At 63.9% G+C, this 23,850-nt stretch carries 24 protein-coding genes; 20 read left to right on the forward strand and 4 right to left on the reverse strand.

Translation table 11 applies throughout. From position 1 onward, the window contains the following. Positions 1-107: 107 nt before the first annotated feature. The 15 genes from QRN54_RS31185 to QRN54_RS31255 all read left to right on the forward strand — a co-directional run bounded on the left by QRN54_RS31185 (position 108) and on the right by QRN54_RS31255 (position 14,850). Positions 108-1,751, forward strand: coding sequence for a peptidoglycan DD-metalloendopeptidase family protein (locus tag QRN54_RS31185; RefSeq protein ID WP_193595870.1), 1,644 nt, complete (start codon positions 108-110; stop codon positions 1,749-1,751). 81 nt (positions 1,752-1,832) lie between these two features. Then, positions 1,833-2,480: a hypothetical protein gene (locus QRN54_RS31190; RefSeq protein WP_193595869.1), complete on the forward strand. Its 648-nt coding sequence runs from the start codon at positions 1,833-1,835 to the stop codon at positions 2,478-2,480. Then, positions 2,477-3,088, forward strand: a complete 612-nt coding sequence (locus QRN54_RS31195) for a hypothetical protein (protein ID WP_063316336.1) — start codon at positions 2,477-2,479, stop codon at positions 3,086-3,088. Before QRN54_RS31190 ends, QRN54_RS31195 begins: the two co-directional genes overlap by 4 nt. A 50-nt stretch (positions 3,089-3,138) precedes the next feature. Further along, entirely contained in the window at positions 3,139-4,542 is a 1,404-nt protein-coding gene (locus QRN54_RS31200; protein WP_193595868.1) for a MinD/ParA family ATP-binding protein, read from the forward strand. A 44-nt stretch (positions 4,543-4,586) separates the two neighbouring features. Further along, the gene (locus QRN54_RS31205; protein WP_193595867.1) at positions 4,587-5,006 is read left to right on the forward strand and encodes a hypothetical protein; all 420 of its coding nucleotides are present in this window, start codon (positions 4,587-4,589) and stop codon (positions 5,004-5,006) included. 49 nt (positions 5,007-5,055) lie between these two features. After that, a complete protein-coding gene (locus QRN54_RS31210) occupies positions 5,056-5,787 on the forward strand; it encodes a DUF8175 domain-containg protein (RefSeq protein ID WP_063316337.1) in 732 nt (243 codons plus the stop codon). A gap of 16 nt (positions 5,788-5,803) precedes the next feature. Further along, a complete protein-coding gene (locus tag QRN54_RS31215) occupies positions 5,804-8,104 on the forward strand; it encodes a hypothetical protein (RefSeq protein ID WP_193595866.1) in 2,301 nt (766 codons plus the stop codon). Then, the gene (locus QRN54_RS31220; RefSeq protein WP_063316339.1) at positions 8,104-8,394 is read left to right on the forward strand and encodes a hypothetical protein; all 291 of its coding nucleotides are present in this window, start codon (positions 8,104-8,106) and stop codon (positions 8,392-8,394) included. The genes QRN54_RS31215 and QRN54_RS31220 overlap by 1 nt, the downstream gene beginning before the upstream one ends. Next, complete coding sequence (locus QRN54_RS31225; protein ID WP_193595865.1) at positions 8,394-9,980, forward strand: hypothetical protein; 1,587 nt, start codon at positions 8,394-8,396, stop codon at positions 9,978-9,980. Before QRN54_RS31220 ends, QRN54_RS31225 begins: the two co-directional genes overlap by 1 nt. A 7-nt stretch (positions 9,981-9,987) precedes the next feature. Beyond that, the gene (locus QRN54_RS31230; RefSeq protein WP_193595864.1) at positions 9,988-11,490 is read left to right on the forward strand and encodes a putative type IV secretion/conjugal transfer ATPase; all 1,503 of its coding nucleotides are present in this window, start codon (positions 9,988-9,990) and stop codon (positions 11,488-11,490) included. Continuing rightward, positions 11,487-11,741, forward strand: coding sequence for a hypothetical protein (locus QRN54_RS31235; protein ID WP_193595863.1), 255 nt, complete (start codon positions 11,487-11,489; stop codon positions 11,739-11,741). Before QRN54_RS31230 ends, QRN54_RS31235 begins: the two co-directional genes overlap by 4 nt. After that, positions 11,738-13,501: a type IV secretory system conjugative DNA transfer family protein gene (locus tag QRN54_RS31240; RefSeq protein WP_193595862.1), complete on the forward strand. Its 1,764-nt coding sequence runs from the start codon at positions 11,738-11,740 to the stop codon at positions 13,499-13,501. The genes QRN54_RS31235 and QRN54_RS31240 overlap by 4 nt, the downstream gene beginning before the upstream one ends. Further along, positions 13,498-13,770, forward strand: a complete 273-nt coding sequence (locus tag QRN54_RS31245; protein ID WP_193595861.1) for a hypothetical protein — start codon at positions 13,498-13,500, stop codon at positions 13,768-13,770. The genes QRN54_RS31240 and QRN54_RS31245 overlap by 4 nt, the downstream gene beginning before the upstream one ends. Beyond that, on the forward strand, positions 13,770-14,396 hold the full coding sequence (locus QRN54_RS31250) for a hypothetical protein (RefSeq protein ID WP_193595860.1): 627 nt from the start codon (positions 13,770-13,772) through the stop codon (positions 14,394-14,396). Before QRN54_RS31245 ends, QRN54_RS31250 begins: the two co-directional genes overlap by 1 nt. A 280-nt stretch (positions 14,397-14,676) precedes the next feature. Further along, positions 14,677-14,850 (forward strand): hypothetical protein, encoded by a 174-nt coding sequence (locus QRN54_RS31255; protein ID WP_156511760.1) that lies wholly within the window; start codon positions 14,677-14,679, stop codon positions 14,848-14,850. A gap of 72 nt (positions 14,851-14,922) precedes the next feature. On the opposite strand, the gene QRN54_RS31260 is transcribed toward QRN54_RS31255, so the two are convergent. Continuing rightward, positions 14,923-15,243, reverse strand: a complete 321-nt coding sequence (locus QRN54_RS31260) for a type II toxin-antitoxin system PemK/MazF family toxin (protein WP_193595859.1) — start codon at positions 15,241-15,243, stop codon at positions 14,923-14,925. Beyond that, positions 15,240-15,551: a hypothetical protein gene (locus QRN54_RS31265; RefSeq protein WP_083059662.1), complete on the reverse strand. Its 312-nt coding sequence runs from the start codon at positions 15,549-15,551 to the stop codon at positions 15,240-15,242. The genes QRN54_RS31260 and QRN54_RS31265 overlap by 4 nt, the downstream gene beginning before the upstream one ends. A 90-nt stretch (positions 15,552-15,641) precedes the next feature. Here QRN54_RS31265 and QRN54_RS31270 point away from each other — a divergent pair, with 90 nt between their 5' ends. Together QRN54_RS31270 and QRN54_RS31275 are read left to right on the forward strand one after the other, a co-directional pair. Then, on the forward strand, positions 15,642-15,824 hold the full coding sequence (locus tag QRN54_RS31270; RefSeq protein WP_063316347.1) for a hypothetical protein: 183 nt from the start codon (positions 15,642-15,644) through the stop codon (positions 15,822-15,824). 100 nt (positions 15,825-15,924) lie between these two features. After that, positions 15,925-16,722 carry a DUF5710 domain-containing protein gene (locus QRN54_RS31275; RefSeq protein ID WP_218694683.1) on the forward strand — a complete coding sequence of 266 codons (798 nt, stop codon included), beginning with the start codon at positions 15,925-15,927 and terminating at the stop codon, positions 16,720-16,722. A 48-nt stretch (positions 16,723-16,770) separates the two neighbouring features. On the opposite strand, the gene mobF is transcribed toward QRN54_RS31275, so the two are convergent. Continuing rightward, positions 16,771-21,336, reverse strand: coding sequence for a MobF family relaxase (mobF, locus tag QRN54_RS31280; RefSeq protein ID WP_193595858.1), 4,566 nt, complete (start codon positions 21,334-21,336; stop codon positions 16,771-16,773). A gap of 276 nt (positions 21,337-21,612) precedes the next feature. On the opposite strand from mobF, the gene QRN54_RS31285 reads away from it, so the two are divergent. From QRN54_RS31285 to QRN54_RS31295, 3 genes are all read left to right on the forward strand, one after another. Continuing rightward, a complete protein-coding gene (locus tag QRN54_RS31285; protein WP_063316350.1) occupies positions 21,613-22,059 on the forward strand; it encodes a hypothetical protein in 447 nt (148 codons plus the stop codon). Positions 22,060-22,255: 196 nt separating this feature from the next. Further along, entirely contained in the window at positions 22,256-22,765 is a 510-nt protein-coding gene (locus tag QRN54_RS31290) for a hypothetical protein (protein WP_082845778.1), read from the forward strand. Positions 22,766-22,783: 18 nt separating this feature from the next. Beyond that, positions 22,784-22,978 carry a hypothetical protein gene (locus QRN54_RS31295; protein ID WP_063316352.1) on the forward strand — a complete coding sequence of 65 codons (195 nt, stop codon included), beginning with the start codon at positions 22,784-22,786 and terminating at the stop codon, positions 22,976-22,978. Positions 22,979-23,114: 136 nt separating this feature from the next. Here QRN54_RS31295 and QRN54_RS31300 read toward each other — a convergent pair. Continuing rightward, a partial coding sequence (locus tag QRN54_RS31300) for a DUF4192 family protein (protein ID WP_285183881.1) occupies positions 23,115-23,850 on the reverse strand: 736 nt, incomplete at its 5' end.

Here is a 23,850-nt window from a genome sequence, read left to right on the forward strand (position 1 = left end):
TTGACGTTCACCTCCCCACTCCTCATACTCACGGCCCTCTCGGGCCGCGATAGGTCCCACACGTTGCCCAGGCGGGCACGGCACGACACAACGACAAGGACATGACGATGGGTGATTCACCCAGCTCGACGAAGACCGGCCTCAAGGCCACTGGCGGCGTCATCGTCGCAGTGGTCCTGATGCTCGGTTTCGTCATGTTCGGTACGGACAACAATCCCAAACCTTCCAACGATTGCCTGCCCACAACCGCAACTACCGGATCCGTGGCACCAGCTCCGGGAACCAAAACGCAGCCGCTCAAGGCCGGTACCTACCAACTGACGTCGGGTTTCGGTCCTCGCGGTGGTTCCATGCACCGCGGTACCGACTTCGCCGGCCCGCTCGGTACTCCGATCTATGCCGCTACCTCCGGTGTCGTCGCAGAGGCCGGCCCCGCGTCGGGGTTCGGGAACTGGGTCATCATCGACACCGACGTCGACGGGAAGCGGATTTCCACCGTCTACGGCCACATGGCCGCTTCGACGATCAAGGTCAAGACCGGTGATCAGGTAACCGCCGGTCAGGAAATCGCCGCTGTCGGAAACGAAGCCGATTCCTCAGGCCCGCACCTGCATTTCGAGGTCTGGGAGGGTGGCCGACTTCCCGACGGCGCCGGAACGCCAACCGATCCCGCACCGTGGCTCGCCGGTGCTGCCGAGCCGTCCGGACCCGCACCGGCTCCCGCGCCCGGCACGGGTGTTCCGTCTCCCGCGATCGTCAACGCTGCCGCTATCACTCCACTTCCGGCAGGTGCCGGGTGCGGTGGACCGAGTCTGGGCGGCGGGGGACTCAAGCCGGGCAGCGTACCTGCGGAGTTCGAACCGTGGATCCTCAAAGCCGCCGGGACCTGCCCCGAGATCACCGCTCCGCTGCTGGCAGGGCAGTTCAAGCAGGAAAGCGGCTTCAACGTCAACGCGCACAACAACGACTCCGGTGCGGACGGCCCGGCACAGTTCCTTCCCTCAACTGCTGCACAGGAAGGCGTGGACGGGGACGGGGACGGAAAGCTCGACATGCGCTCACCGGCCGACGCTGCGATGTCGATGGCGTCCTACGACTGCAAGATGCTCGAGCTGACGAAAAAGGCGATGGCTGACGGCCGCCTGCAAGGCGAGCTGATTCCGCTGACGTTGTCCATGTACAACTGCGGCCCCGGAAACACCTTGTCGCAGGGCCAGGTCTGCCAGAACGAGGAAACACGCGGCTACGTCACCAACATTCAGAAGTTCGCGATCGAGGAATTCACCGATACGTCCGCCCCGGCGGGCCCGATTCCAGGCGGCCCGTCCACCGGCTCGGCCGTCGTCGATACCGCACTGCGGTGGCTCGGCACCCCGTATGCCTGGGGCGGCGGCGACGAGAACGGACCGACGCGCGGCGTCCGCGACGGGGGAGTGGCAGACAGTTTCGGAGACTTCAACAAGATCGGGTTCGACTGCTCCGGACTGGTGAAATACGCAGTGGCGCAAGCCACGGGCGGCCGAACGGTCCTCCCTCACCAGGATCAGATGCAGATCGACGACTCCCGCGGAACCTCGATCACCAACCCCGCCGACCTGCGACCCGGCGACATCATCCAACCCCACAGCGGCCACATCTTCATCTGGATGGGCGGCGGCAAGGTCGTCGAAGCTCCGCAATCGGGCGATGTCGTCAAAATCTCCGACTGGACCCCACCATCCTCCGGGTTGGCAGCGAAACGCTTTGCCTGACAGAACAACCCAGACCAGAACATCGCAACCCGATGACCACCCCGGAATGAAGTTTCACCCGAAGAAAGGTAGATCCCAGAAATGACGGTATCCGCAGCCACCGAATGGGAACAGGCCGCCGACGCAGTACGCGCCGCCGCTGACGAGTTGCGCACCAGCGATTCCTCAGAGATCCGCGCGTGGGCGAAGAAGAACAAACTGCTCTCGCGCAGCATGTGGCCGAAGGTCAAGCGCGAGTTGGTCAAACAACTCGATCTCGACTACGACGTACTCCGCGACGCGGAAGCGACCAAACGCAAGAAGGAGATCGCCGAAGCCGCCGCCACCGCACCGTTGGTGGAACTGTTCGCCGCCGGTGACGAGCGGGGCAGCTTCGCTGTACTCGGACCGGTCGACGACGCGGCCTGGTACGGGACGTTCCACAAGAACGACACGGTCTTCAAGGAAGGCAACCAGCGCTCGGCAGACGACTCCGCAGCCGGTAAGGCGGTATTCCTCGCCGGCAAAGCGCGTGAGGACGCGAACGTTCCCGCGGTGCGGTTGCTCCTGCACATCTCCAATCCGGAGATCGACGGGAACTCCCTCGCCGGTATGGCAGCCAAGCACGGTGTTGCACTCGACCTCGACATCACCGACAACAACCGGGCCGTGGACTGGTGCGAAGAGCCTGGTTACCAGGCGTGGCAGGCGATTCGGTTGTCGGATCTGTTCATCGAGGACGAGTCGTGAAACGCCACCTCGCGGCCGCCGCCGCTGCATCTGCCGTCGCTATTGCCCTGGCCGGGTGCTCCTCGGGCACGGAAGGCACCGCAACCGGCCCGTCCACCACGACGGGCGCACGGGCGCAGCAATGGTCCCCGAACGAAACCTCGGCGGCCGAGCCCACACGGCCTGCGGCCACCGTTCCGGAACACGCGCCCGAACAGGTCGCCATCGTGGACCGCAGCGATCCGGCTGCCGTTGCCGACGCCGTGGTCACCACCTGGTTCACCTGGAATACCGCTGACGATCGCGGACCCAATGACGCGGCCGCCCGCACCGGCGACCTGCTCACCGAACGCTTCCTCGGCGATGTCACCGGAACCACCCCGACCGGAAGCCCCGGCGGTCAGTGGCTCGAATGGGCCGCGAAGGACGCGCAGGTCTGGCCGACGGTCAGCTCGGTACCGAACCAGGGCGCCGTGGACACCGCGACTGCGGTGCACCGGATGTATCAGGTCGAACAGACCGCGATTGCGTCCGATGGCTCCATCGTCGGCGTCGACACCGCCATCGTCGCCGTCCTGGTCGTCAGTCGCGGCGGTCTGTGGGCAGTCGACGACCTTAAAAAGCTATGACCAGCGAGAAGAACGTCCCCGGAACCACCCCCTCCCCGAAAGGAACTCCCGTGAGCGCTCCTGACCCCTACGACGAGCACCAGGACACCTACACCACCGAAAAGGCCGTTGACCTGCGCGGCCAGCGTCTACGTCGGCAATCTCGGCCCGAAGCCGAGACCGCCCCGATCGAGACTCCTGAACCAGCCCCGCAGATCGAGTCAGCCGCCGAATCCGGCGATACCGAGTTGGTCGACGAGTCGGCAGGATACGACGACCCGTATGCGGTCGGGCAGGACGCGCTGGCAGAGAACGACGAACCCGAATTCGACTACCGGTTCGAGCGGGAGACAAGCGAAGTCGACGACAGCCCCGCAACATGGGGCTGGCGCGGACGTGTCAACGCGGCGGTCGGCATGAAGATGGCGCCGAAGCCTGACTCGGCGGAGGTGCGGTTCCGCCAATCCGTCACCCGCGTTCAGCAGCCGCTACCCGGTTGCATGGTCGTCTCGGTGATCAGCCTCAAAGGTGATGCCGGAAAGACTTCGACGACCCTGACCCTGGCCAACACCTTCGGTTCGCACCGCCACGGCGTTGTCGCGTGGGATGCCAACCAGTCCACCGGGACTCTCGGAGACCGCGCGGCCAATCCCACCGATCCCGACGTCGGCCCCTGGGATGTTCTCGAGAACGCCCGCGATCTCACCTCTGCGGGAGCCGTGTCGGGTGCGCTCGGCAGGTTCCTGCGGCTTCAACCCACGCACGACGAAGTCCTCGGAGCCGACACTTCGACCTCACGCGATCATGGCATCGGCTGGGACGAGTGCGCGGCGATCATGGCTGTACTCCGCCGTCATCGGGACCTGATCTTCATCGACACCGGCAACGAACCTGTGGCCGCGAATTGGCAATGGGCCGTGCAGCACTCGAACCTGTTGGTCGTTCCCCTGCCGCTGCGCCTCGACATGACAAAGATGGCGTTGCGGATGTTCAAAGGGATCATCGCCCGCGGCTTCGGCCATCTGGTGTCCTCCGCGATCGTGCTGACTGTCGTGACACCCGGCTCCGATCCCACCCTCGAGCCTGAACTCGTCGAGGGACTGGCTCGACTGGGCCTTCCGGAAGAGAACGTCATCCGGGTTCCCTACGAGCCGTCGTTCGCGACTGGGGAGCGCATCGTCTACGACCGTCTCCTTCCGTCCACGATCGAGGCTTACACCAATGTCGCCGCCGAAATCGCGGATGCTCTCGCTGCCAGCGTGTACGGCCGCGCTGCCGAGTACGCCGACCCGTACACCCCCGAGCAGATCCAACGTCCTCCGGAAGTTATTCGACGTACAGCCCGACCCGAACCGGTCGCGCAGTACGAGGACCGATACGCGGAGTACGAGCCGGAACCTCGGCCGAACCCCCGCCCTCTCCGTCCTCGCCCGGTAACTCCACCCCACCCGCGAAGTCGCGGGCGCCTGGATTGAAAACCACTGCACCACAGCCAGACACCACATCGAAAGGGAACACGATGAACGAACAGAACACACCGGTGAGCCCGTCCACCAGCGGCGGCCGGCTGCGTCGGGCGGCGGCCATCACCTCCGGCACCATCGCCCTGGCAATCATGACCGCCGCTCCTGCCGCAGCTCAGGACGCGCCGAAGTCGAAGAACCCGTTCGAAGGGGTCACCCCCACCCTCGAGTTCCTCGGACCTGCGTTCCAGAACGTCTGGGTCCGCGTGCTCGGCACCATCTGGGCACTCGCAATGGGCGGTGTCGGCGTGAAACTGATCTTCGCGCTGTACAAGATGCGAGCAGCGAAGAACGGCGGCTACGCCTCGGAGATGACCGACAACGCCGCTGAGGTCAAGACCGCAGCCACCGCCTTCGGCGGCCTGACACTTCTGACCGTCATCATCGGCGCCATCATGTTCGTCACTCAAGGCTGAGACGAATTCCGCTCCAGCTCAGCATTTTTCACGAGAAAGAAGAGAACTCATGGTCAAAGATTTTTCTCAGGTAGGTACGGGCAACCGTCCGGTCGCGGCGACTGGATCCACAGGTGGCGGATCAGGGTTCTTCTCTGACCGCAAGCGCGTTATCGCCACTGGTGTTGTCGCAGTGGTGTTCCTCGCGTTGGTGATCGCGCTCCTCACCTCCGGTGGTGGTGATGACAACAAGGGGAGCGGAGCCGATGCAATTCGTGCAGCCCACGGTCCGACGACGACCATCGACGGAGTTCCGGCCGGATACACCCGCGATCAGGCCGGCGCACAGACCGCGGCCGTGAACTTCATCCAGGCCAACGGTCAGACGTACCAGGGCCGGATCGACGCCGAAAAGCTGCGAGAAGTTGCTGTCTCGGCGAATGCGACCGATGCGCTCAATACCGTCATCGACATCTCCAGCGGCCGCACCGATCTGGGGAAAACCGTCAACAACGTGCCACTGATCGTCACCGTCCCCGACTTCACCCAGGACTCGGCCACCGTGTCCGTGTGGGGCATGGGCGTCGGTCAAAGCCCGATCAGTGAAGGAAGCGACAAGGTCGGCATCCTCACCGTCTACTCGACGAGCACCGTCACGGTGAAGTGGGAGAACGGGGACTGGAAAGCCCAGGACTGGAAGTTCGTCAGCGGCCCGTCCGCAGATGATGCCCAGTTCCCGGCCGCTGATTCGGCGCTTTCGAAGCCGGGCGCGAACGGCTTCTACACGTTCTACGTCAACTAGAAAGGGGGCCTGACTGATGTGGCGCAAAATCATTCTGACCGCGGTCGTGGCATTGTTCGCGATGCTCGGACTGGCGTTGCCGGCGGCAGCGGAACCAGTTGCTGTCCCCAACACCGACCCGGCTCCTGGCGTGCAGAATGCCACTCAGTCGGGCAAGGAACTCCCCAAAGGATTTCCCGATGATCTGAAGAAGTTCGTCGCCGGCACAGACGAATTCAAATCCGCCTCGTGGTTCACCGGAGTCTGCAAGGACAAAGGCGGCGACATGGGCCAGTACTCGACACAGGTCATGCACAACGAAAACCGGTTGATGTACTGGACGGCAAAAGAATCCGAGCGGATCGCCATGTGGGCACCGCAGGTGATGATGTCGAAGAACCCGGCTCTGATCGACGCCCTGGTCGCCGCCGGCGGCGCCGGTACACAGATGTCCGGCATCGACATGGGTGTGGAGGCGAACCAGAAGGCCGCCTTGAGCATCACGGACGAGTCGATCCTCAAGGGCGTCTATCCGAACACGTTCCCCCTCGATGAGGCTGCGGACATGTACCCGCCGTCTCCGACCTGTGCGCAGGATCTGGCGCGGTGGACAACGAAGACGACCAGCACATGGGGTTTCGAGTGGAGCCCGACACCGGACGCGGCCTCACTCGCGGCGATGAAGAAGCAGCCGAACGCCGACAAGGTGCCTGACGCTGCCTGGACTGCTCCCTGCGCCGGCAATGGTGTTCCCGGCGTCCTCTGCATGCACGCGATGTTCGTCAACTGCGAGCGCGCAACACCTGGGGAAGACATGTTCGCGTGCACGGAATGGAACACCAGGGTCGGGAAACTGTTCGGCGGCACCATGAACTGGATCGATCAGAACACCAGTTTCAGTGACCGCCTCGGCGAGACCCTCGGCGGGATGATGAGGGCAACGCCGGCCTATATGGGCGGCAAGATCTTCGTCGACAGTTTCACCTTCGCGTGGGATACCGTTGCCGGCCCGCTCGGTGATCTGGTCGCATTCGTCAAAGACCCGTCGGACGTGATCGATTCCTGGGCGAACAAATTCAAGAGTTCGGCGATGTCGATGACCGATTCGGTCCTGCCCGGTTTGGCAGGCATCGGCGAATTCGATCCGTTGGAGCCGCAGTTCTTGACTGTGTACGCCATGTCGACGGGGTTGGGTCTCCTGGTGCTGGCTATCGCCACGATCTTCGCGCTGTACAAGTCAGCCGACGGAAGCCGCCCAGGCGAAGAACTCGCCAAGGACTTCTTCGGATACTTGCCCGCCGGGATCATGCTGATGCTCTTCGCTCCCTCTATCGCCCAATTCGTCATCAGTCTCGCCCACGAGATCTCGGTCGCGTTGGTAGGCGCGATCGGCACCACCACCGACGAAGTGATCAACAACGTATCGACCTCCCTGGGCGCTCTCAACGACGAAACCCTGGTCGGTGGAGCCGTCGCCGGCATCATCGGATTCGGGTTGATGGTCATCGGTGTGCTCTCGGTCTTCTTCGGCTTCTTGATGCACGCGGCCGCGCTTCCCGTCCTCGCAGTGGTCAGCGGTATCGCATTCGGCATGTGGGTGCACCCCACCTGGCGAAAGAAAGCGCTTCGGCCGGTGATGATGTTTCTCGGTGTCGTGCTGTCCAAGCCCATGCTGTTCGTACTGCTGGCCGCTGTATTCGTCGTCATCAACGTCTCAGCGCAAGGATCAGTCGCCGACGACGGCAAATTGGAATCCCTGGGCCAACTCGCCCTGATCGCCGTGTGCTTCGTGATGATCGGTCTGGCACCGTTCGCGTTGCTCAAGTGGTCACCGATCCTGCCGACCGCTGCGGATTCCGCCGACTTCGGTAGCTCGGGCTCAGCCTCGGGCGAGATGATCGGCTCGTCGGCGAGCATGTACCAGCAGCAAGCCGGAGGCGGATCGGGCGGCGGCGGCGACGGGGGAGCTGCGTCCCGCAATGCCGACGTCGCGACCTCACCCGGACGCGGCACCGGACCCTCCGATCACCTCGGCGGCCACAATTCCTCCCCCGACGCATCGTCAGCATCGTCCGATCACGCGTCCAGTCGATCGGGCCACGGAGCGCAAACCTCGTCCGGTTCCGTCGGGATCGGCGGCAAAGACTCCGGCAAGGGCGGAGCCAAAGCGGGAAGCGCCGAATCGAAATTGATGAGCGCGGCGAAGACAACCGCCGGCGCAGCTGCAGGTGCAGCGACAGTGGCGGCGCCCTTCGCGGTGGCCGCTGCCGGCGCGGCGATGAACAAGGCCGGCGCCTCGGCGCAAAGCGCTCCCGAACACGCGGATGGAGAGAACTGATGAGAAAGCACCGCACCACCTACCTCGGCCGGGACGCCGCACTGCACGGTCTCGCTCAGTTCCGAGATCCAGTGGTACTCACCAGGATCGGAACAGTTGCGATCCCGCTGTACCTGACGGTGATGATCGGGCTGTCCGTAGGGACTCTCGCGGCCGCGTGCCTGGTGATGTTGGCCGGGTTCGTCGCGAGCACCGAGTTTTCTCGACCGGACACCTACGTTGAACGGCTGGTCCGCGCACGCGCCGCCCGCCGTCGAGACGCCACCGAACCAGTGACCGGAGAACAGTGATGAGTGAACAACGCACGTCGATCCTGGGGCGTCAGATCGCCCGCAAAGGAAACTTGCCTTTCGCCGAACCGGTCTTGATCGCCTGGAGCGCGACACTCGTCCTAGCGCTGGCCCTGATCTTCGTCATCGGGCAGAACATCTGGGTGCTCGGGTTCGACTTGGCGTTGATCCTGGCCGTCATCGGTGCGACGTTCGAATTCGGGCAGCGTGAGTCCTATGCGGCAAGCAAAGCCAAGCAGATTCGAAACCGTCAGCGCCGCAAGCGCGGTGAGCATGTCTACGTCAGCGCCAGGGACGAAAACTTCGGCGACCCCGACCACGATCCGGGGTGGGAGTTCCCCGTCCCGCTCTACCAGACGAAGCCGGTGGATCTGGCCGGTACCGGCCTCGACGACATGTTCATCCTCGAACACACCACACCGGGCGACAACAACTACTACTCGGTGATCGTGGCGATGCAAGGTTTGGCCGAAGGTCTACGCGGTGATGCGGAGTGGGCGGTGACCTCAGCTGCGTTCGGTCGTATCCTCGCCGGGTTCGCGAAGCGGTCCTCGTTCGTTCGGGGTGTGGCGCTGCTGCACCGCAGCGTCCCGGCCGACATGGCGCCTCACGAGAACTGGATGATGCGCATGATCTCGGCCGCCGGTGAATCCGTGCGGCGCATCGACGAAGCGATCCGTTCCTACGGTCAGCTCCTCGACCGCAACGCCCCGTATGTCGAGGAGCACCGCTCGTACTGCGTACTGATCATTCCGAAGTCACCGACGTTCCTCGCCGAAGCTGCCCGCATCGCGCGCCGCAAGGATGCCGCCCTGGTGGGCGGTATCGCTCAGGTCATTCGCGACGAAACGGAGAAGGCGCAGCATTCCCTCGAACGCGCCGGTATGGGCCGGGTGGAGGTTTACGGCGAACAGCGAGCCTGCGCGGTGATTCGCGCATTCCAAGACCCCACCTTCCCGCTCGACGCGCACAAAGGTGTGCGGTGGAACAACTGCTGGCCCTCTTACATCGGCCGCGACGAGTCGGTCGAGATCGCGGGGGCGTGGCACACACGGGCCGGGGTGATTCCCCCGCGGGCGATCGAACCGCGCGAACTCGGCCCGTTGTGGCTCGGCCCGTTCTTGACCGGAGTCGAGCCCGACGTCGGAGACGACGAGATCGCCGCCGCCCCGACCATCCGCACGGTGATGGTGCGCATGGATTTCGTGGAAGCCTCCCAATCCCGCGAAGCCGCGAAGAAGGACGTCACCCGAGACGAGGCCAAGCGCATCGAGGAGAGCCGCAAGGGAAAAACCACCGACGGCGCCTCCGACGTGGCGATAACCGAATCAGCTCGCCGCCGACAGGATCTTCTTCCCGGTAGCGGACACCACGGCTTGATCTATTCGATGGCCGTCTCGGTCACCGGCCGAAACGAAGACGACGCATTACGCGCCGGTACACGTGTGGAGCAGGCCGCCGACAACTGCGGTATCGGAGAAATCGTGTGGCAGGACAACCGCCACGACGTGGCCGCGTTCTTGACGTTGCCTCTCGGCCGCGGACTGGCGGCCACCAAATGGACTCGAATCAAGACAAGGGGCTGAACCGGCGATGACGAAGACAGAACAGAGCACCGCGCACCGTCGCGGCCACAAGAAGTCCAACCGATGGACCCTCACACCAAGCCTCGGGAAGAAGAAAGTCCAGGTCGAGGGCGCGGAGGAAGTCGCAGTCACGCAAGCGGTCCACGCCTCCGACAGGATCACCACCCGTCGGCCTGCCCCCAAACGCAACCGATGGTTGGACCGGTGGGGCTGGTACGAGGTACGGGCGGAAGGCGCGTGGACCACCACCCGGCAAGGTGAAGCCCTGAACCTGGCCACGATGCGCCGCTCGGTGCGTCACGAAGGACTCATGACCGGGCTGAACAAGATCAACCAGTCGATGGTGATCACCGACCCGTTCGCGCTCTACGGCTCGGAAATCGAGAACATCAACGTCGCCATCGTCGGCGACATCGGCAAGGCGAAGTCGTCGCTGATCAAAACCGCGTTCTGCATCCGGCAACTCGCCTTGGCGAACAACCGGCAGTGCGTCGTCATCGACAAAAAGCGGCAGGGCAACAAGGGCGGCGAGTATTCCGGTATCGCAGAGGCGATGGGCGCCCGATCGATCCGATTCCTCGCCGGCGGTGACGGCGTCCGGATCAATCTGCTCGACCCGGCTATCGCCAGCGGAACCCAACGTACGGACGGTGTTTCCCCGGCCGGTCAGGAAGCGCTGGTCGGTGCCGTCATCGAAGACACGATGGGTCGTTCCCTCGTCGAGACGGAAAAAGCAGCTGTGCGCCAAGCACTCAAGTCCGTCAACGAACGCGCCGATGCGGAAAACCGCGAGCCGACGTTGCGCGAACTCGCAGCGGAACTGCTCGAAGCGAGCCCCGGCAGCGGCAACATCTTCGGCTCACTGCACGCCGAGGATTCGCGCCGCTGGGGCCTCAATCCTGGTCTCGCGCTGCAAGAACTGTGCGAAGGAGACCTCAAAGGCCTCGTCGACGGCGCTACTTCCCCGGAGGTCCGCGAGGCACTCGATCATTCGTTCGTGCACTTCGACGTCTCGGCCCTCCCGAACAAGGGGCCGGCGTTGCGGGTCATCATGACCGTGATCAACACCTGGCTCGCGAACGTTCTCGCAACCCGCTCCGCCAAGCACATGCAAACGCTGCTGCTGATCGAGGAAGGCTGGCACGTCGCCGACGGCTCGACCGGAAAGGTGTTCCGCGAGAACATGAAACTCTCTCGCGGCCTCGGTCTTTCGACGGTTTCGGCGTTCCACCACATCTCGGACCTCCCGGTCGACTCTCCCGCGCGTGCGCTGATGAAAGAGGCCGGAATCGTCTTCTTGTACGGGCAGGACCGTGTCGAGGATGCAGAGGAAACAGCTCGCATGTACCACCTGCCGGCCGGGTCGACAGAAATCATCATGTCCCTGGCGAAAGGACATTGCCTGGTCAAGTACGGCAGCGCCGACCCGATTCTCATGCAGCACGTCCGTTCCGATCTTGAAATCGAACTCACCAACACCGACGAAGTGATCAAGGGAGAGGCAGCATGATCGCCACAGACGCTCCGGATCGCCTGACGACGCTTCCTGTTCCGCCGCTCGTTGCCTTCACCATTCTGGTCGGCGGGTCGGTAGCTGCTTGCGCGCTCATGATGTGGGTTCTGGTAGCGCGGCGCAGGTCCAGCGGCCATAGGCCGCCCCTGTCACCGCGGGGCCGGACATCCGATACGGCATCCACCCGCACCACACTCTCGCGGTCCGAGCTTGTGATGTCCGACCCGATCGAAGGAGACAAGTCGTGAGTACAACTCAGCGTCCTACGCAACCGATGGTGCCGCCTGGCGTGCTTCCCCTTGTGAGTCTCGTTGCTTCGGCCGTCGTCAGCGTCGTTGCCGGCGGATACATCTCAGGTGTCGTGTCCGGTCATGGCGGCGCTCTCCCCACCGGTGTGTACGGAGTTCTCGACGTGTTCGAAGGGCTGTTCCGGAATCCGGGCGACCCCGCACTCGCGTGGCCGGAAGGTTCTCGGCCGGGCGGACCGGTACTGACGTGGGTTTCCATCGCGATCGTTGCGGCGTTGTGCCTGTGGATGGGGCTGTTCTTTTCCGGGCAGCAGATGAAACGCGCCGCCGCTCGGCGGGTGCGAGAGTCCGGATTCGCTGACCGCACCGAACTCGCCCGAACCGGTATCAGCGAAAAGGCGGCCGTCCGGAAGGCGAAAGCGACCCGCCTCTCACTCAAAGACGTTCCGGTGCGACGCATCGATGCCGCTGTCGAGACCACCCGAGTCGCGGAGCTGTACGACCACAAAGGCGAGGGCGTATTCCTCCAGTACCGCGACGGACTGACCTGCACCGGACCGACTGGTGCTGGTAAGACGTGGCGTGTCTGCTGGAAAGGTGTCACCGACGCCGTCGGCCCGGTCGTCGCTACCTCGACCCGCGGCGATCTGTTGCGCTCCACGTGGGCGCAGCGCCGGGAAGTCGGGCACGTCGAGGTCTTCGACCCGGAGGGGCTCACCGCGATCCCCAATCCGATGCGGTGGTCGATCCTCGACGGGTGCGAGGATCCGGAAGTCGCCAAGCGGCGTGCAGAAGCACTGGTCCAAGCCATGCCGATGGACGACACCAGCAATTCCGGCTATTGGAACGGCAAGGCCGCGATGCTCATGCGCGGCTACCTCTACTCCGCCGCCGTCAAGAACAAGAACATGATCGACCTGCGGATCTGGGCGTCCTCCCGCAACGTCCAACTGGTCCGCGATGTTCTCGAGCAGGACCTTCCGGACTGGCACGCCGAACTCGAGCAAGCCTTGGACTCACAGTCCGACTCCTCCGATGACGTGGTCAGCGCGTGCGCGCGATTGCTCGAACCGTTGGCGTCCCCGAAGTTGATGAGCGCGATCAACGTCCCCCGCAGCGAGTCCGCGGATCTGCATGCGCTGATGACCGAGGGCAAGAACACCGTGTATCTGGTCTCGGAAGGACACAGCGCTTCGGCGGCCGCGTTCACCACCGTGCTCTCGGCAGAGCTCTATCACATCGCGAAGACACACGGGCTGGGCAACGAGGACGACAAGATCGATCCGCCGTTGCGGATGGTCCTCGACGAAATGAACAATGTCGCGGCGATTCCGCACATGCCGGATCTGATCACGGACTCGGGCGGCCGCGGAATCCAGATCTGGGCGTTCGTGCACAGCGCCTTGCAGAACGAGAAGCGTTGGGGCCGCATCGACGGGCAACGGTTGTCGAGCGATTCCCCGGCACGGATCTACTTGCCAGGCCTAGGTGACGAAGGCGAATTGTCGGCGCTCTCACGGTTGATGGGTAGCCGCGACGAATACATCAGCCTGGACCCGCGTTCAGCACCGCGCAGCGTTCCGGTGATGGCACTCAACGAAATTCGTGAAATGCCGGAAGATCAAGCGCTGATGATCTACCGCAACGCCAGGCCGATGAAGGTGCGGCTGCCATCGGTGTGGGATGTTCCGGATCTTTCGAAGCGGGTGCGGGCGAATCAGTCGGCGTTCGATGACTTCTGCGCGAAAGCCGAACTATGAGCTCCGAATCTGCGGCCTCACCGTGGGAGTGCGCGGACCACTGGGCGCCCGGGGATTCCGCGTTGTGGATTGGCGTCGGCTCCAGCGGGGTGTACGAGCGCCCGATCATCGTCGTCTCCCCGGCCGGCGCCCTCGTTCGCGATCCGGAAGTAACGTACAACGACGGTCTCTTCACTCTGTCCGACGGATTACGGGATGTGCGGCACCGTGATTCGTGCGAACCGTGCGCAGCTTCGGTGCGCCTGCTTCACCAAGGAGGTGGTGCGTGATGAGCATTCCGGTCTACCAACCCGGTCCGGCTGATTGGCGCCACCTGGATCGCGAGGCTGCTGCGGAGCTGTGGCTCGAGCTCGGACAGTGGGTCGAGTGGCTGCGCCGGCGCTACAACGTCGGTGGGCAGCAGATCCGATCGTGTTGGTACAAACATGATCCGATGGTCGAAGAGCTGACGGCGGCGATGTGGGCGCACCGAGAGGTGTACCAGCAGCTGGAGAAGAACCCGTATCACGGCGGTATGGCAGCCTGGCACAACCACGTGCTGTGGCCGATGATCTCTCGGCTGCCCAAGATGGGCTTCAACGAGGAATGCCGTGGCGGAGAGTGCGGCTACCAGCCGAACGACCCGAAGATCGGCACGGATTTCGCGGAATTCGTCGCCGCCGACACCGACCCTCGACCCGAGACCGCGCCCGCACCGCTGATCGATCAGGTCCTCGGCTTGGTCGATAGCGCAGCCGGGAAGGTGACTGCGCTGACGATGGATCAGGTTCTCGAGATGATCGACGGCGGCCGCGCGGTCGCCGAAGATCCTTCCGACGATTTCACGGCGGTCGAGATCGACGGCGACCGGTGGGAATTCGACGATGACACCGAAACATATCGGCCCGTCGAATAACCCTCTCAAGCCGAAGCATCAACAGCCCCACGCCCTTCGGGCGGTCTCGCCCACCGTTCGAGAGTCCGGGCCTCGGGGTAGTTGATGTTTCTCGTGTCCGCCACGGTTGCGGCGATCGTGGGTTGTCCCGCCTGGGGCCTGCGCGCCGTGCTGTGGCGGACACACCCTCTTTTTCATAGGATGCTTTGCATCACAACTCGATTCGGATTGGTGGACTGCCATGCAGGAGCACGACCCCCTCGGACGGATGGATTTTCCTTTGATCCGGTCACTCGCACGCATGAGTGGAATGTTCATCCGGTCAGGATTGATTTTTCTCGCCCTGTTCGTCGCAGCATCGCTGATTGCGCAGGAGACACCAGGCCAGTGGGCGGTCGGCGCGTTCGTCGTGCTCTGGCTGGGTTTCGGCCTCACGCTCCGGTGGCTCTCGGTATCGCGATTTACCGACCTGTGACAGTTCCCTCCGCTTGCATGACTGTGGCCCTCGACCGGAAAGGTCGAGGGCCACAGTCGTACAGCGAGTTCGTTAGGGCAGTCCGAGTGCGATCGCGAGTGCTTTGTTCAGTTTGACCACCGTTGCGGGGGAGAGCGCTCCTGCCGGCCTGCTCGCGGCGATCTCGTCGTCGAAGAGCTGGATGAGGTCGTCCGCCAGGATCGAACCGACAAGTGGATCTGCGGCTCCGAGGGGGACGGCCGTCGGAACGCCGGGCTTCGGTGTGGTGGTCACGCGTGCGGCGAGGACCGTGTTCAGGTTGCGGTTACGGACGTTGTTGGAGACCACCACCCACGGCTTCTCGCCGTGTCCCATGTCGAACCAGTAGATCTGCCCGCGGAGCGCGGCCGTCATTCGCCGTAAGCCTGGTCGACGCGCTCGGCGTAGCTGCGCCGGCGCGCTCGTTGTTCCGTTAGGCCTTCTTCTTGATCCTTCGCGAGTTCGGCATAGCCGGCTTCGAGAGCCTTCTCGCGGAGTGCTTCTGCACCCACACGGAGAAGTGCGCGGGCGATCCCGGACTCGGAGTTGTCGCGGATGGTGATGTGCTGCTGCTGCGCCCATTCCCGCAGGATTCCTGCTTCGAGGCGGTCGGGGTCGGCGAACACGGCGATTTCCGCTTGGTCGTCGCTGTCTAGTGTTACAGGTAGCCGTTTCACATCCATGTTTCACAGTATGACTCACTTTGTGGATCACGGCAATGAGTTTTCGGACACGCCGCAGATCCTGTCGGCGGGATTGGCGATACTCGCCGAATGAAACTGTTTGCCCAGAAGCGGGATGAATCGGAATTCGTGGAGTACGGCTTCGGCCTCGTGAATGAAGTCGGCATCGATCGCGTCAACACTGAGGACTCGACACTGGTCGATCTTTACTACTGGAGCGAAGGAGTACGCGAAGCGCTCCGGGAAGTCCGCGACTTCAAGGTCACGGACTGAGCTCGGCGTTTCACACTCACGTGCACGCCTCGTCGAGGCGACAGGCAATGTGCGATCGGTAGGGTCTAGCTCGTCGAGCAGGCTGAGGGGAGCAGCGACGGTGGTGGGTCGAATATGGCTGGATGTTCCGTATGTAGAGAAGGATCTGGCGAAGGCCGGAGGCGCGAAGTGGGATCCATCAGCCAAGCGATGGTATGCGCCCCGAGTCGAGATGGCAGGTCTGTCGCGATGGGTCGCGCTCCCTGACATTCCGGAGATCCTGCCGGGTGAAGACCGGTCTCTCGGTCATGGTCTGTTCGTCGACCTCGTCCCTGATACGTGTTGGTTCACCAATGTCCGGTACTGCGTCGAACCGAAGGATTGGGAAAGACTGCGCCGCATGGTCACGCGGCGCGCCGGGATGCAGTGCGAGATCTGCGGTTTCCCGGAAGACCGAGCGTCGCAGCGGTGGCTCGAAGTGCACGAGAGATGGACTTACGACTGGCCGACCAAAGTGCAACGTCTGGGCCGGCTCATCTGTCTCTGTACGCCCTGTCACCAGGTGACGCACTTCGGATTCGCGCAGATCAAAGGCAATGAAGAGCAAGCTTTGCAGCATCTGATTGCGGTGACCGGAATGACCCGTCCGCAGGCGCGGAGCCATGTTGCTGCCGCGTTCGATGAGTGGCGAGCCCGCTCCATTGGGGAATGGGCTCTCGATCTGAGCATCCTCACCGACGTCGGGGTTCAGGTTCGTCGACCTCCGGCGCCCGCCGACCGCCGGATCATCGCAAGCGGCCGGCCCACCGCGACACAAATCCGGCAACCACAACCGGTGGTTCCCCCGCTCTGTCCTACCCCTGCGATCACTGCACCTAGATTGCGCGATCGGATCGCGGCATGGTGGCGATCACGCTGAGACCACCCGCCCCCTCTGTCGTCTGACGAAACGCCAGCCTGCCGGCTGTCACAGACGCGGTCCGCGGCGTTTTTGTTCGTGTTCCACGTGTTGGGCGATGGTGTGGTGATGCTCGAGTGTCGCCTGCTGCCGCTCGGCGCGCCGCTGTTCTTCGCGGTGCTCTTGCATGCGGTCGTGCAGGGTGTCGATGTCGCGGTGGACAGTGTTGAAGGGTGCGATGTCGGCTTTGTACTCGGGCCGGTCGCCGGCCACTGAGGTGGTGTCGGTGATGTTGTGGCGGTCGCGGTATGCCTGGATCTCGGCGGCGGTGCGATCCCATTGCGCTGCCAGCTCGGGGTCGTCGGGCCTCGCTTCGAGGTGCTCGGTGAAGCGCAGTTCGGGGTCTTTGCCGCGAGCATCGTCGGTGCTGATGCGTCGGGTGTTCGCGGTGTGTTCGGCGGCGATGTCGGTGTAGGTGGTCTCCAGCTGCCCAGCGAGGGTGGGGTCGACGAGGTGGGCGTCGAGGTCGGGGGAGGGCACCCAGTGCGGCGCTGCGGGGTCGACGGGCTCTGATGCGGCCGGCGCGATGGTGTCGAGTGCGTCGGTGATCCCGGTGACGTGTGCGGTGGAGTGCGCAGCGGTCTCGATCGTGCGGCACAGTTCGTCGACGTCGAAACCTGCGTGGGTGACGAGTTCGCGGATACGGCCTACTGCTGCGTTCCACCGCGGGTCTTCGGTGCGTTCGGCGGCGGCCACCGCGAGAGGGAAGTGCTCGCGCAGGATGTCGTCGTGTTCGGCTGCCCAGCGGGTGTTCGTCTTCTCGGTCGCAGTCGTGATGGCTGGTGCCATGTCTTTGATCAGGTTCGCGGCGGTGACGTCTTCACCCCGTGCTGCGAGTTGCTGCGCGTGCCAAGACAGAACTGCCTCGGGCGCGATCCCAGCGAGTGCTGCTTTACGTAGGTGGCGGCCCAGTCGCTGCACCCCGGCTTCGGCGAGGATGCGTTCGGCGATCTCGGGTTCGAATGCTTCCCGCACGGGTCGGTGGATGCGGGTGGTGTCGAGCTGCGCCCGCGTCTCGTCGTACCGGCGGATGGTCGCGCCGATGCCGTCGGTGCGCTCGTGTTCCGGCCGGGCGGTGGCGTAGCGATCGGCGACGATGCGGGCGTAGTCGTCGAGTTCTTTGTCGGTGTTGGTGGTGCGCGGGGGCAGCGGGGGGAGCGCCGTGTCGGAGCGCTCGGCTGCCGCTTCTGCTGCGGTCTGAGTGGCTTCGACGATGCGGGAGTTCAGGACACGCGCAACGTCGCGGGCGGTGTGGAGTTCACCGGACGCGAGTGCGTCGTTGAGGATGCGCCGGGCACTGTCACCGCGGTCGTGTGCCTGTCCGAGAGTGGTGCGGAGCGCGGCGAGGCTGCCGGGGTTTTCGGCGGCGATCGTCGCGAGCAGTGCTGCGGGCAGCGCCCGGTCGAGGACGTCGTCGAGCCAGCGATCGCGCAACCTGCTGTGTGCGGCGTGGTACGCCTCGCGGAGTCGTTCGGGGCTGCGTGCGTGCTCGAGTGCGTCGCGGATCTCGGTGATGGCGGCTTTGTGGCCGTTGTCGTTGGCGAGGATCTTTTCGAGGACTTCACGTGAGGCCGGGTTGTTGATGGACCCCAGGTGCATGCCCTCGGTGTCTTGGGTGACGCCGGGTTCGACGGGGACGTACAGGTGGTTTTCGGTGCGGCCGCGGGTGGTGGCGACGTAGAGGCCGGGCCGGTTGGTGGTGTGTCCGACGGTGGTGTGGGAGGTGTCGACGGTGATGCCTTGGCTGCGGTGCACGGTGGCGGCGTAGCCGAGTTCGGTGTTCCGTTTCACGTACCGGGCGGGCAGGGTGATCATGCCCTCGTGGGTTTTGCTGCGCAGGTTCAGTGAGCCGTTGTCGTTGACGGCGGTGACGGTCCACAGGTCGCCGTTGCGGACGAACATGTTGCGCCGTTTGCCGCCCTTGGTGCGCAGACGGCGCTTGTTCTTGCGGGTCAGGACGATGTCACCGACTCCGGCGTCGAGTTCGTCGGACAGGGTCACGGTGTGTCCGACTTTGGCGGTGCCGGTGGCGCGGTAGTGCGCTTGGATCGCGAGGTTCACTTCGCGGACGTCGTCTCGGGTCGAGAGCATGACGATCGAGGTTTTCCCGGCGCCGATGTCGGCGAGGTAGGCGGTTGCGGCGGCGTCTTTCATCTCGGCGGCGGTGCCCTCGTGGACCCATCCGCGGGAGTAGAACAGCTCCAAGCTGCTCTCGTCACCGTGCCGCAGTGCGAGGGAGTTCTCGGCTTGTTCGGTGTCTTTGCCGAAGCGCACGACGACTGTGAGTTCGGGTGCGTTGGTTTCTTCGGCGAGCAGTCGCAGCGCTCCGCCGGTTTCGACGGCGTCGAGCTGGTTCGGGTCACCGAGTAGCCGGACCACTGCGCCCTTGGCTGCGGCGATTTCGGTGATGGCGGCGAGGTCTTTGGTCGATGCCAGGGACGCTTCGTCGACGAGGAGCATCGCCCCGGCGGGGATCTCGATGTGATCGGGGAGGCTGCGTGGTTCGTGGCCTTCGAGGCCGCGCCACGGGTACGTCAGGGTTGCGAGGGTGTGGGCGGTGACGTCGATTTCTTCGCCCAGGGTTTCGGCCGCAACTGCGGATGGTGCGAGCGCGATGACTTCGTGTCCGGTCGCGCGCCAGGTGTCGGTGACCGCTTTCATCGACGTCGTTTTGCCGGTGCCGGCGGGCCCGACACCGACGGCGAGGAGCGTTCCGGCGCCGACGAAATGCTCGGCAAGTTCGCGCTGTCCGGCGTTGAGCGGGTGATCGCTGGTACGGGCGATTTTTTCAACGACCTTGTCGAGTCCGGCTTGTGCCGCGATGTAGGCGGTCGGTGTCCGAGTGGCGTCGAGCATGAACTGTTCGGCGGTGATGATGCTCGCGGAGGTATGCAGTGCGGTGCCATGGTTGGTGAGGATGAACTCACCATCACGGCGTCTGAGAGCCTCCGGTGCGGGGGGAAGTTCGGCCGCCGGCAGGTGCACGGACGCGCCCAGTACGTGTTCGGTGACGGCTTTCACTGCGGCCGTGCGTGCGGCTTCGTCGGGGAAGGAGACGGCTGCAAAGTTCGCTTCGACGGCGCTGTGAATGTGGGTGATCGCCCACGTTGCGCGGCCGTTCTCGAGGTGTTCGACGACACGTTTCGCTTCCTCGGCCGGTGTTCCGGCCTTGCGCATCGCCTGGTGCTCACGCACTCCAGCGGCGTGTTCGCGCTGCACGCCGCGCCATTGTTCGGCGAGGGCTCCCACAGCTGTGTCGTCGCCGAGGATCTGCGCAGATCGGGTGATCCAGTTGTTCTGCATTTCGCGCAGGGTTTGCGGTTCCTGTTTCCCGGCGCGGGTGTCGAGGTTCGCTTGCTGGTAGAGCGCGTACATCGCCTTTGCGCTGGGCATCCGGTCGTGCTTTTGGCGGTATTCGGCGACCAGCTGATCGCGCCGGGTCTCGATCTGAGTGCGCCGCGAGGAGAACATTTCGCACAGCTGCTGCGGCACTTCGGCGATCTCGACGACGTTCTGCCGACCACGTCCGGTGCTGCGCTCTGTCAGTCCGAACCCAAGCTCGGTGTGCATTTTCGACATGATCGCTGCGTTGTAGCGCTGCGAAGCCGCGACGGCGTAGCGGTGCAGGGTGGCACCGTCGAGAGCTCGCCACTTACCGTCCTTTTCGGTGCATACCTTGATGGACACAACGGCGTGGGTGTGCAGGTTCGGATCCCCCGCGCGGGAGTCGTAGTGGTCGTAGAGGGTGGCGACCATGCCGGTGGTGTCCTGGTGCTCTTGGCTCGTCGCGCCGGTGCGGGTGAAGCATGCTTCCTTCTCGATCCAGCCAAGCGTGCCCTTGACGGTCTCGTGGTGGATTCGTTCGATCTGGCGGCGCAGATCATCGTCGGCGAGCGCCCACATCGTCGACACGCTCTTGGGCGGTGTGAACACCAGATCTTGTCCTGCGACGGGTTGCCGGACACGGTTCTTCTGCGCCGAAATCCAGGACCACAGCTCTTGCGGGTCCTGTGCGGAACGCTGGTGTGTCTCCTCGAACAGTGCGGTTCCGACCTTCTCCATCAACGCCCCGGACTCCGCTTTGGAGGGCCGGCGGGCGTTGTCGACGGCGAACTGCTCCAGGGCGGCGCGGTGGGCCTTCAGGAGGGGGATGTCGTTGGCGAAGTCCGGGAACTTGCGGCCCAGTCGAGCCTCTTTGACGGCCTTCTTCGGGTCCATCCCACCCTTGATCGATTCCTCAACCATGGGGTCTGCGTTGGGGTGCATGCCCTCCCCGAAGAGTGCCTTCATCTGAGGTTCGGACACTGTGGCGCCGTCGGTGATCCGATGCTGGTCGGCGATCTCGGTGTCGGCATCCATTCGTGCGAGATCTTCGAGTCCGCCGCCGAACCACGTACCGGGCGGGGTGCCGTGGGCGGTGTAGTAGTCGGTGAGTTCTTGCCCGTGCTCCAGCTCGCGGTCTGCGGTGGCGACCTGCTTTGTCAGGTACTCGTAGCCATCGCCCGCGTGCAGTACGTGGAGCGTCATCACAAGGCCACCATAGTCGCCGCAGGCGGCCTGGTGGAGGGCAGACACCCCCAAAGTCTGAAATTCAGCAAGAGGTGTGTCTGAATTTGGGGTTTTGGCTGAGTGAAACGAAGTGCATTTGGTGAGGGACGAGCTGTCTGTGCTGAGGGAAGCGAAGTGTTTGAAAATATGGATGAGCTGGATGGATAGATGGTTTGACATGGTGATGTGTGAAAAGGTTCAGTGGAGTTGTGATGGTTGGCCCGAGTTTTTGAGCCGGGAACCGTTAGGTGGGCGGGGAACAATTGATGGCCGATCGCCGCTGCCGGCGGTAAGGTTTGCGGCATGGCGTCCTCAAACACATCCACGATCAGCGCGAGGGATCGGGCACGCGCAGCGAATGCCGCTCGTCTCGCGGAAGAGCAAGAGCGATTGAAGAAGGTCGAGGACGATCTCGTCCGGTTCTTCAAGGCGCAGGAGTCGCGGGAGAAGATCGCGGAAGATGCGCGAGTGCGTATCGAGCGCATTCGCGAAGAAACCGATACCAAGATCGCGGACGCGGATCGTTCCGGTGCGGCTGCGATTGCGGATCTCAAGTCTCGCGGTGAAACGGTGGCGAGCATCGCGCAGCTGACCGGTCTGACGACGAGTGAGGTCAACAAGTTGCTGCGGTCGACCAAGCCGAAACAGAAATCGGAGAAAGTACCCGCCGACAAGGCCGCGTCGAAGGAAGATTCTTCGCCCGCGCCTGCTTCGACTTCGTCGACTGATTCTGCCGCGCTGGCGTCGTAGAAGCGACCAGCAAACCAATGTCGGCCTTCGCGGTTTTCCCCGGTTGGGTGTCAGCGACCGATTGTGTGTTGCCTGAGATCGAGCGGAGCGGGAACAGAAATCTCGGGCATCCACATGAGGGATATCGCTGTCCCCGGTTGGGGGAAACCGCGGCCGATTCGTCGGCAACTCTCACAAGCGTTAGGAGTTCGTTCTGATGGCGGACGTCCTAACGCTTCCGGCGCTCGGCGATCCGGAGCGGGAACGTTTCGCGCGGTTCATCGTGCGCGGACCTGGCGAACGTGATTGCCATTTTTGGACCGGCAGTATTTCTGATGACGGGTACGGAAGATTTTGGTTGATGCGCGATGGCCGGCAGCGGGTCGTGCGCCCGCATCGGTACGCGCTGATGCTCGAACTCGGTCGGCCGTTGACCGATTCGGAGTTCGCGATCCACGAGGTGTGTGACAACCCGATCTGTGTCCGGGCGACGACGAGCATCGCCGGTCGTCCACATGTGGTTGCGGGTACGCAATCGCAGAATCTTGCAGGGATGAGCGCGAAGGGGCGCGGCGGCGGCCGGGGGCAGAGCTGGCATTGGTACGGCCCGGATCGCGCCGCCCGCGCAGCGCGATCGAAAGCTCTACGGGATGCATTGCGCAATGGATGGGATGCGGACGCGGTGGAGTCCGCTTTGCTGCGCACGGATACTCCAACACTTTTTTGACGACCGAGAGGCATGTAGATGACTGAGAACGGCGTTCCGCGTGAGCGGTCTGAGGTGGAGGCTTCTCTGTATCAGGCAACGAAGCATGTGAATGTGATTACCGATGCGGATCTCGCGGCCGTTGTCGAGGGATTGACTGGCGAATCCGTTGCGCGCCCGCGGATCGATTTCGCTTTTCCCGAGCCGGGGACCACGGATCATTTGTTCAATTGATCTTTGGCGCGCCGCATTGCACGGGTGGCGCGCTGAGGAGCTGACGCAGCGGTTGTTCGGGCTCGATGCCCGAACAACCGCCACTGCATACGGGGGCGGCCCCGACTTCTTGGCGAAGTCGGGGCCGTTGTTGTTTTCAGCTGTCGAGGTTGTCGACGTCGACGCCGAAGGATCGCGCTGCCTCGGCGCTGATCGCGTGGAGTTGCGTGGTGACTGCGGCGGGTGAGACTGCGTGCTCGAGTGCGAAGTCGAGCAGGTTGCGCAGTGAGGTGTCGTGTTCGCCGTTGCCGTCGATGACGGCGGCTTGGGCGGCCTCCAATGCGATGCCGGTACTGGGGCCGTCGCCGCTGATGTACGAGCAGTACGCCGCGACGGTGAGAATCTGGATGCGGGCGTTGCCGCGTACCTGGCGGGCGATAGTCGCGAACGCGTGGGCGGCTGCGTGCTCATTTCCGTTGGCGGTGAACATCAGAGCATCGCGTGCGGTGGGGCTGATGGTGGCGCACAGTCCGACACGTGCAGCCAACTCGGCGGCCGGGTTGCCGCGTGTGCGGATGAGTGTCACGAGTTCGGTGACGGTGTGGCGAACGAAGTCCGGTCCCTGCGCGTGCAGCGCTGCGTGTGCCGGTGCGGTGTCCGCTTCGACGGTGACTGCGTAGCGGGCGGCGATGTCCTCGCGTGAGGCTGCGGTGCTGCGGCCCTCTTCAACGGCGTTGTGAATGCTCAACGTGGAGGCGTTCGGGTCTTCGGTGAGTCCGGTCGCGTACGTGTCGAGGTCCGTCCACAACGCTCCGGCTTCGAGCGCGGTGACGTGCAGGGCGAGCATGTCGTGGATTCCGGCGTCACGGAATCCCTGGCGCAGGATCGCGATC

This window comes from Rhodococcus sp. MEB032 (genome assembly GCF_030208925.1).
Taxonomy (GTDB): Bacteria; Actinomycetota; Actinomycetes; order Mycobacteriales; family Mycobacteriaceae; genus Rhodococcus_F; species Rhodococcus_F qingshengii.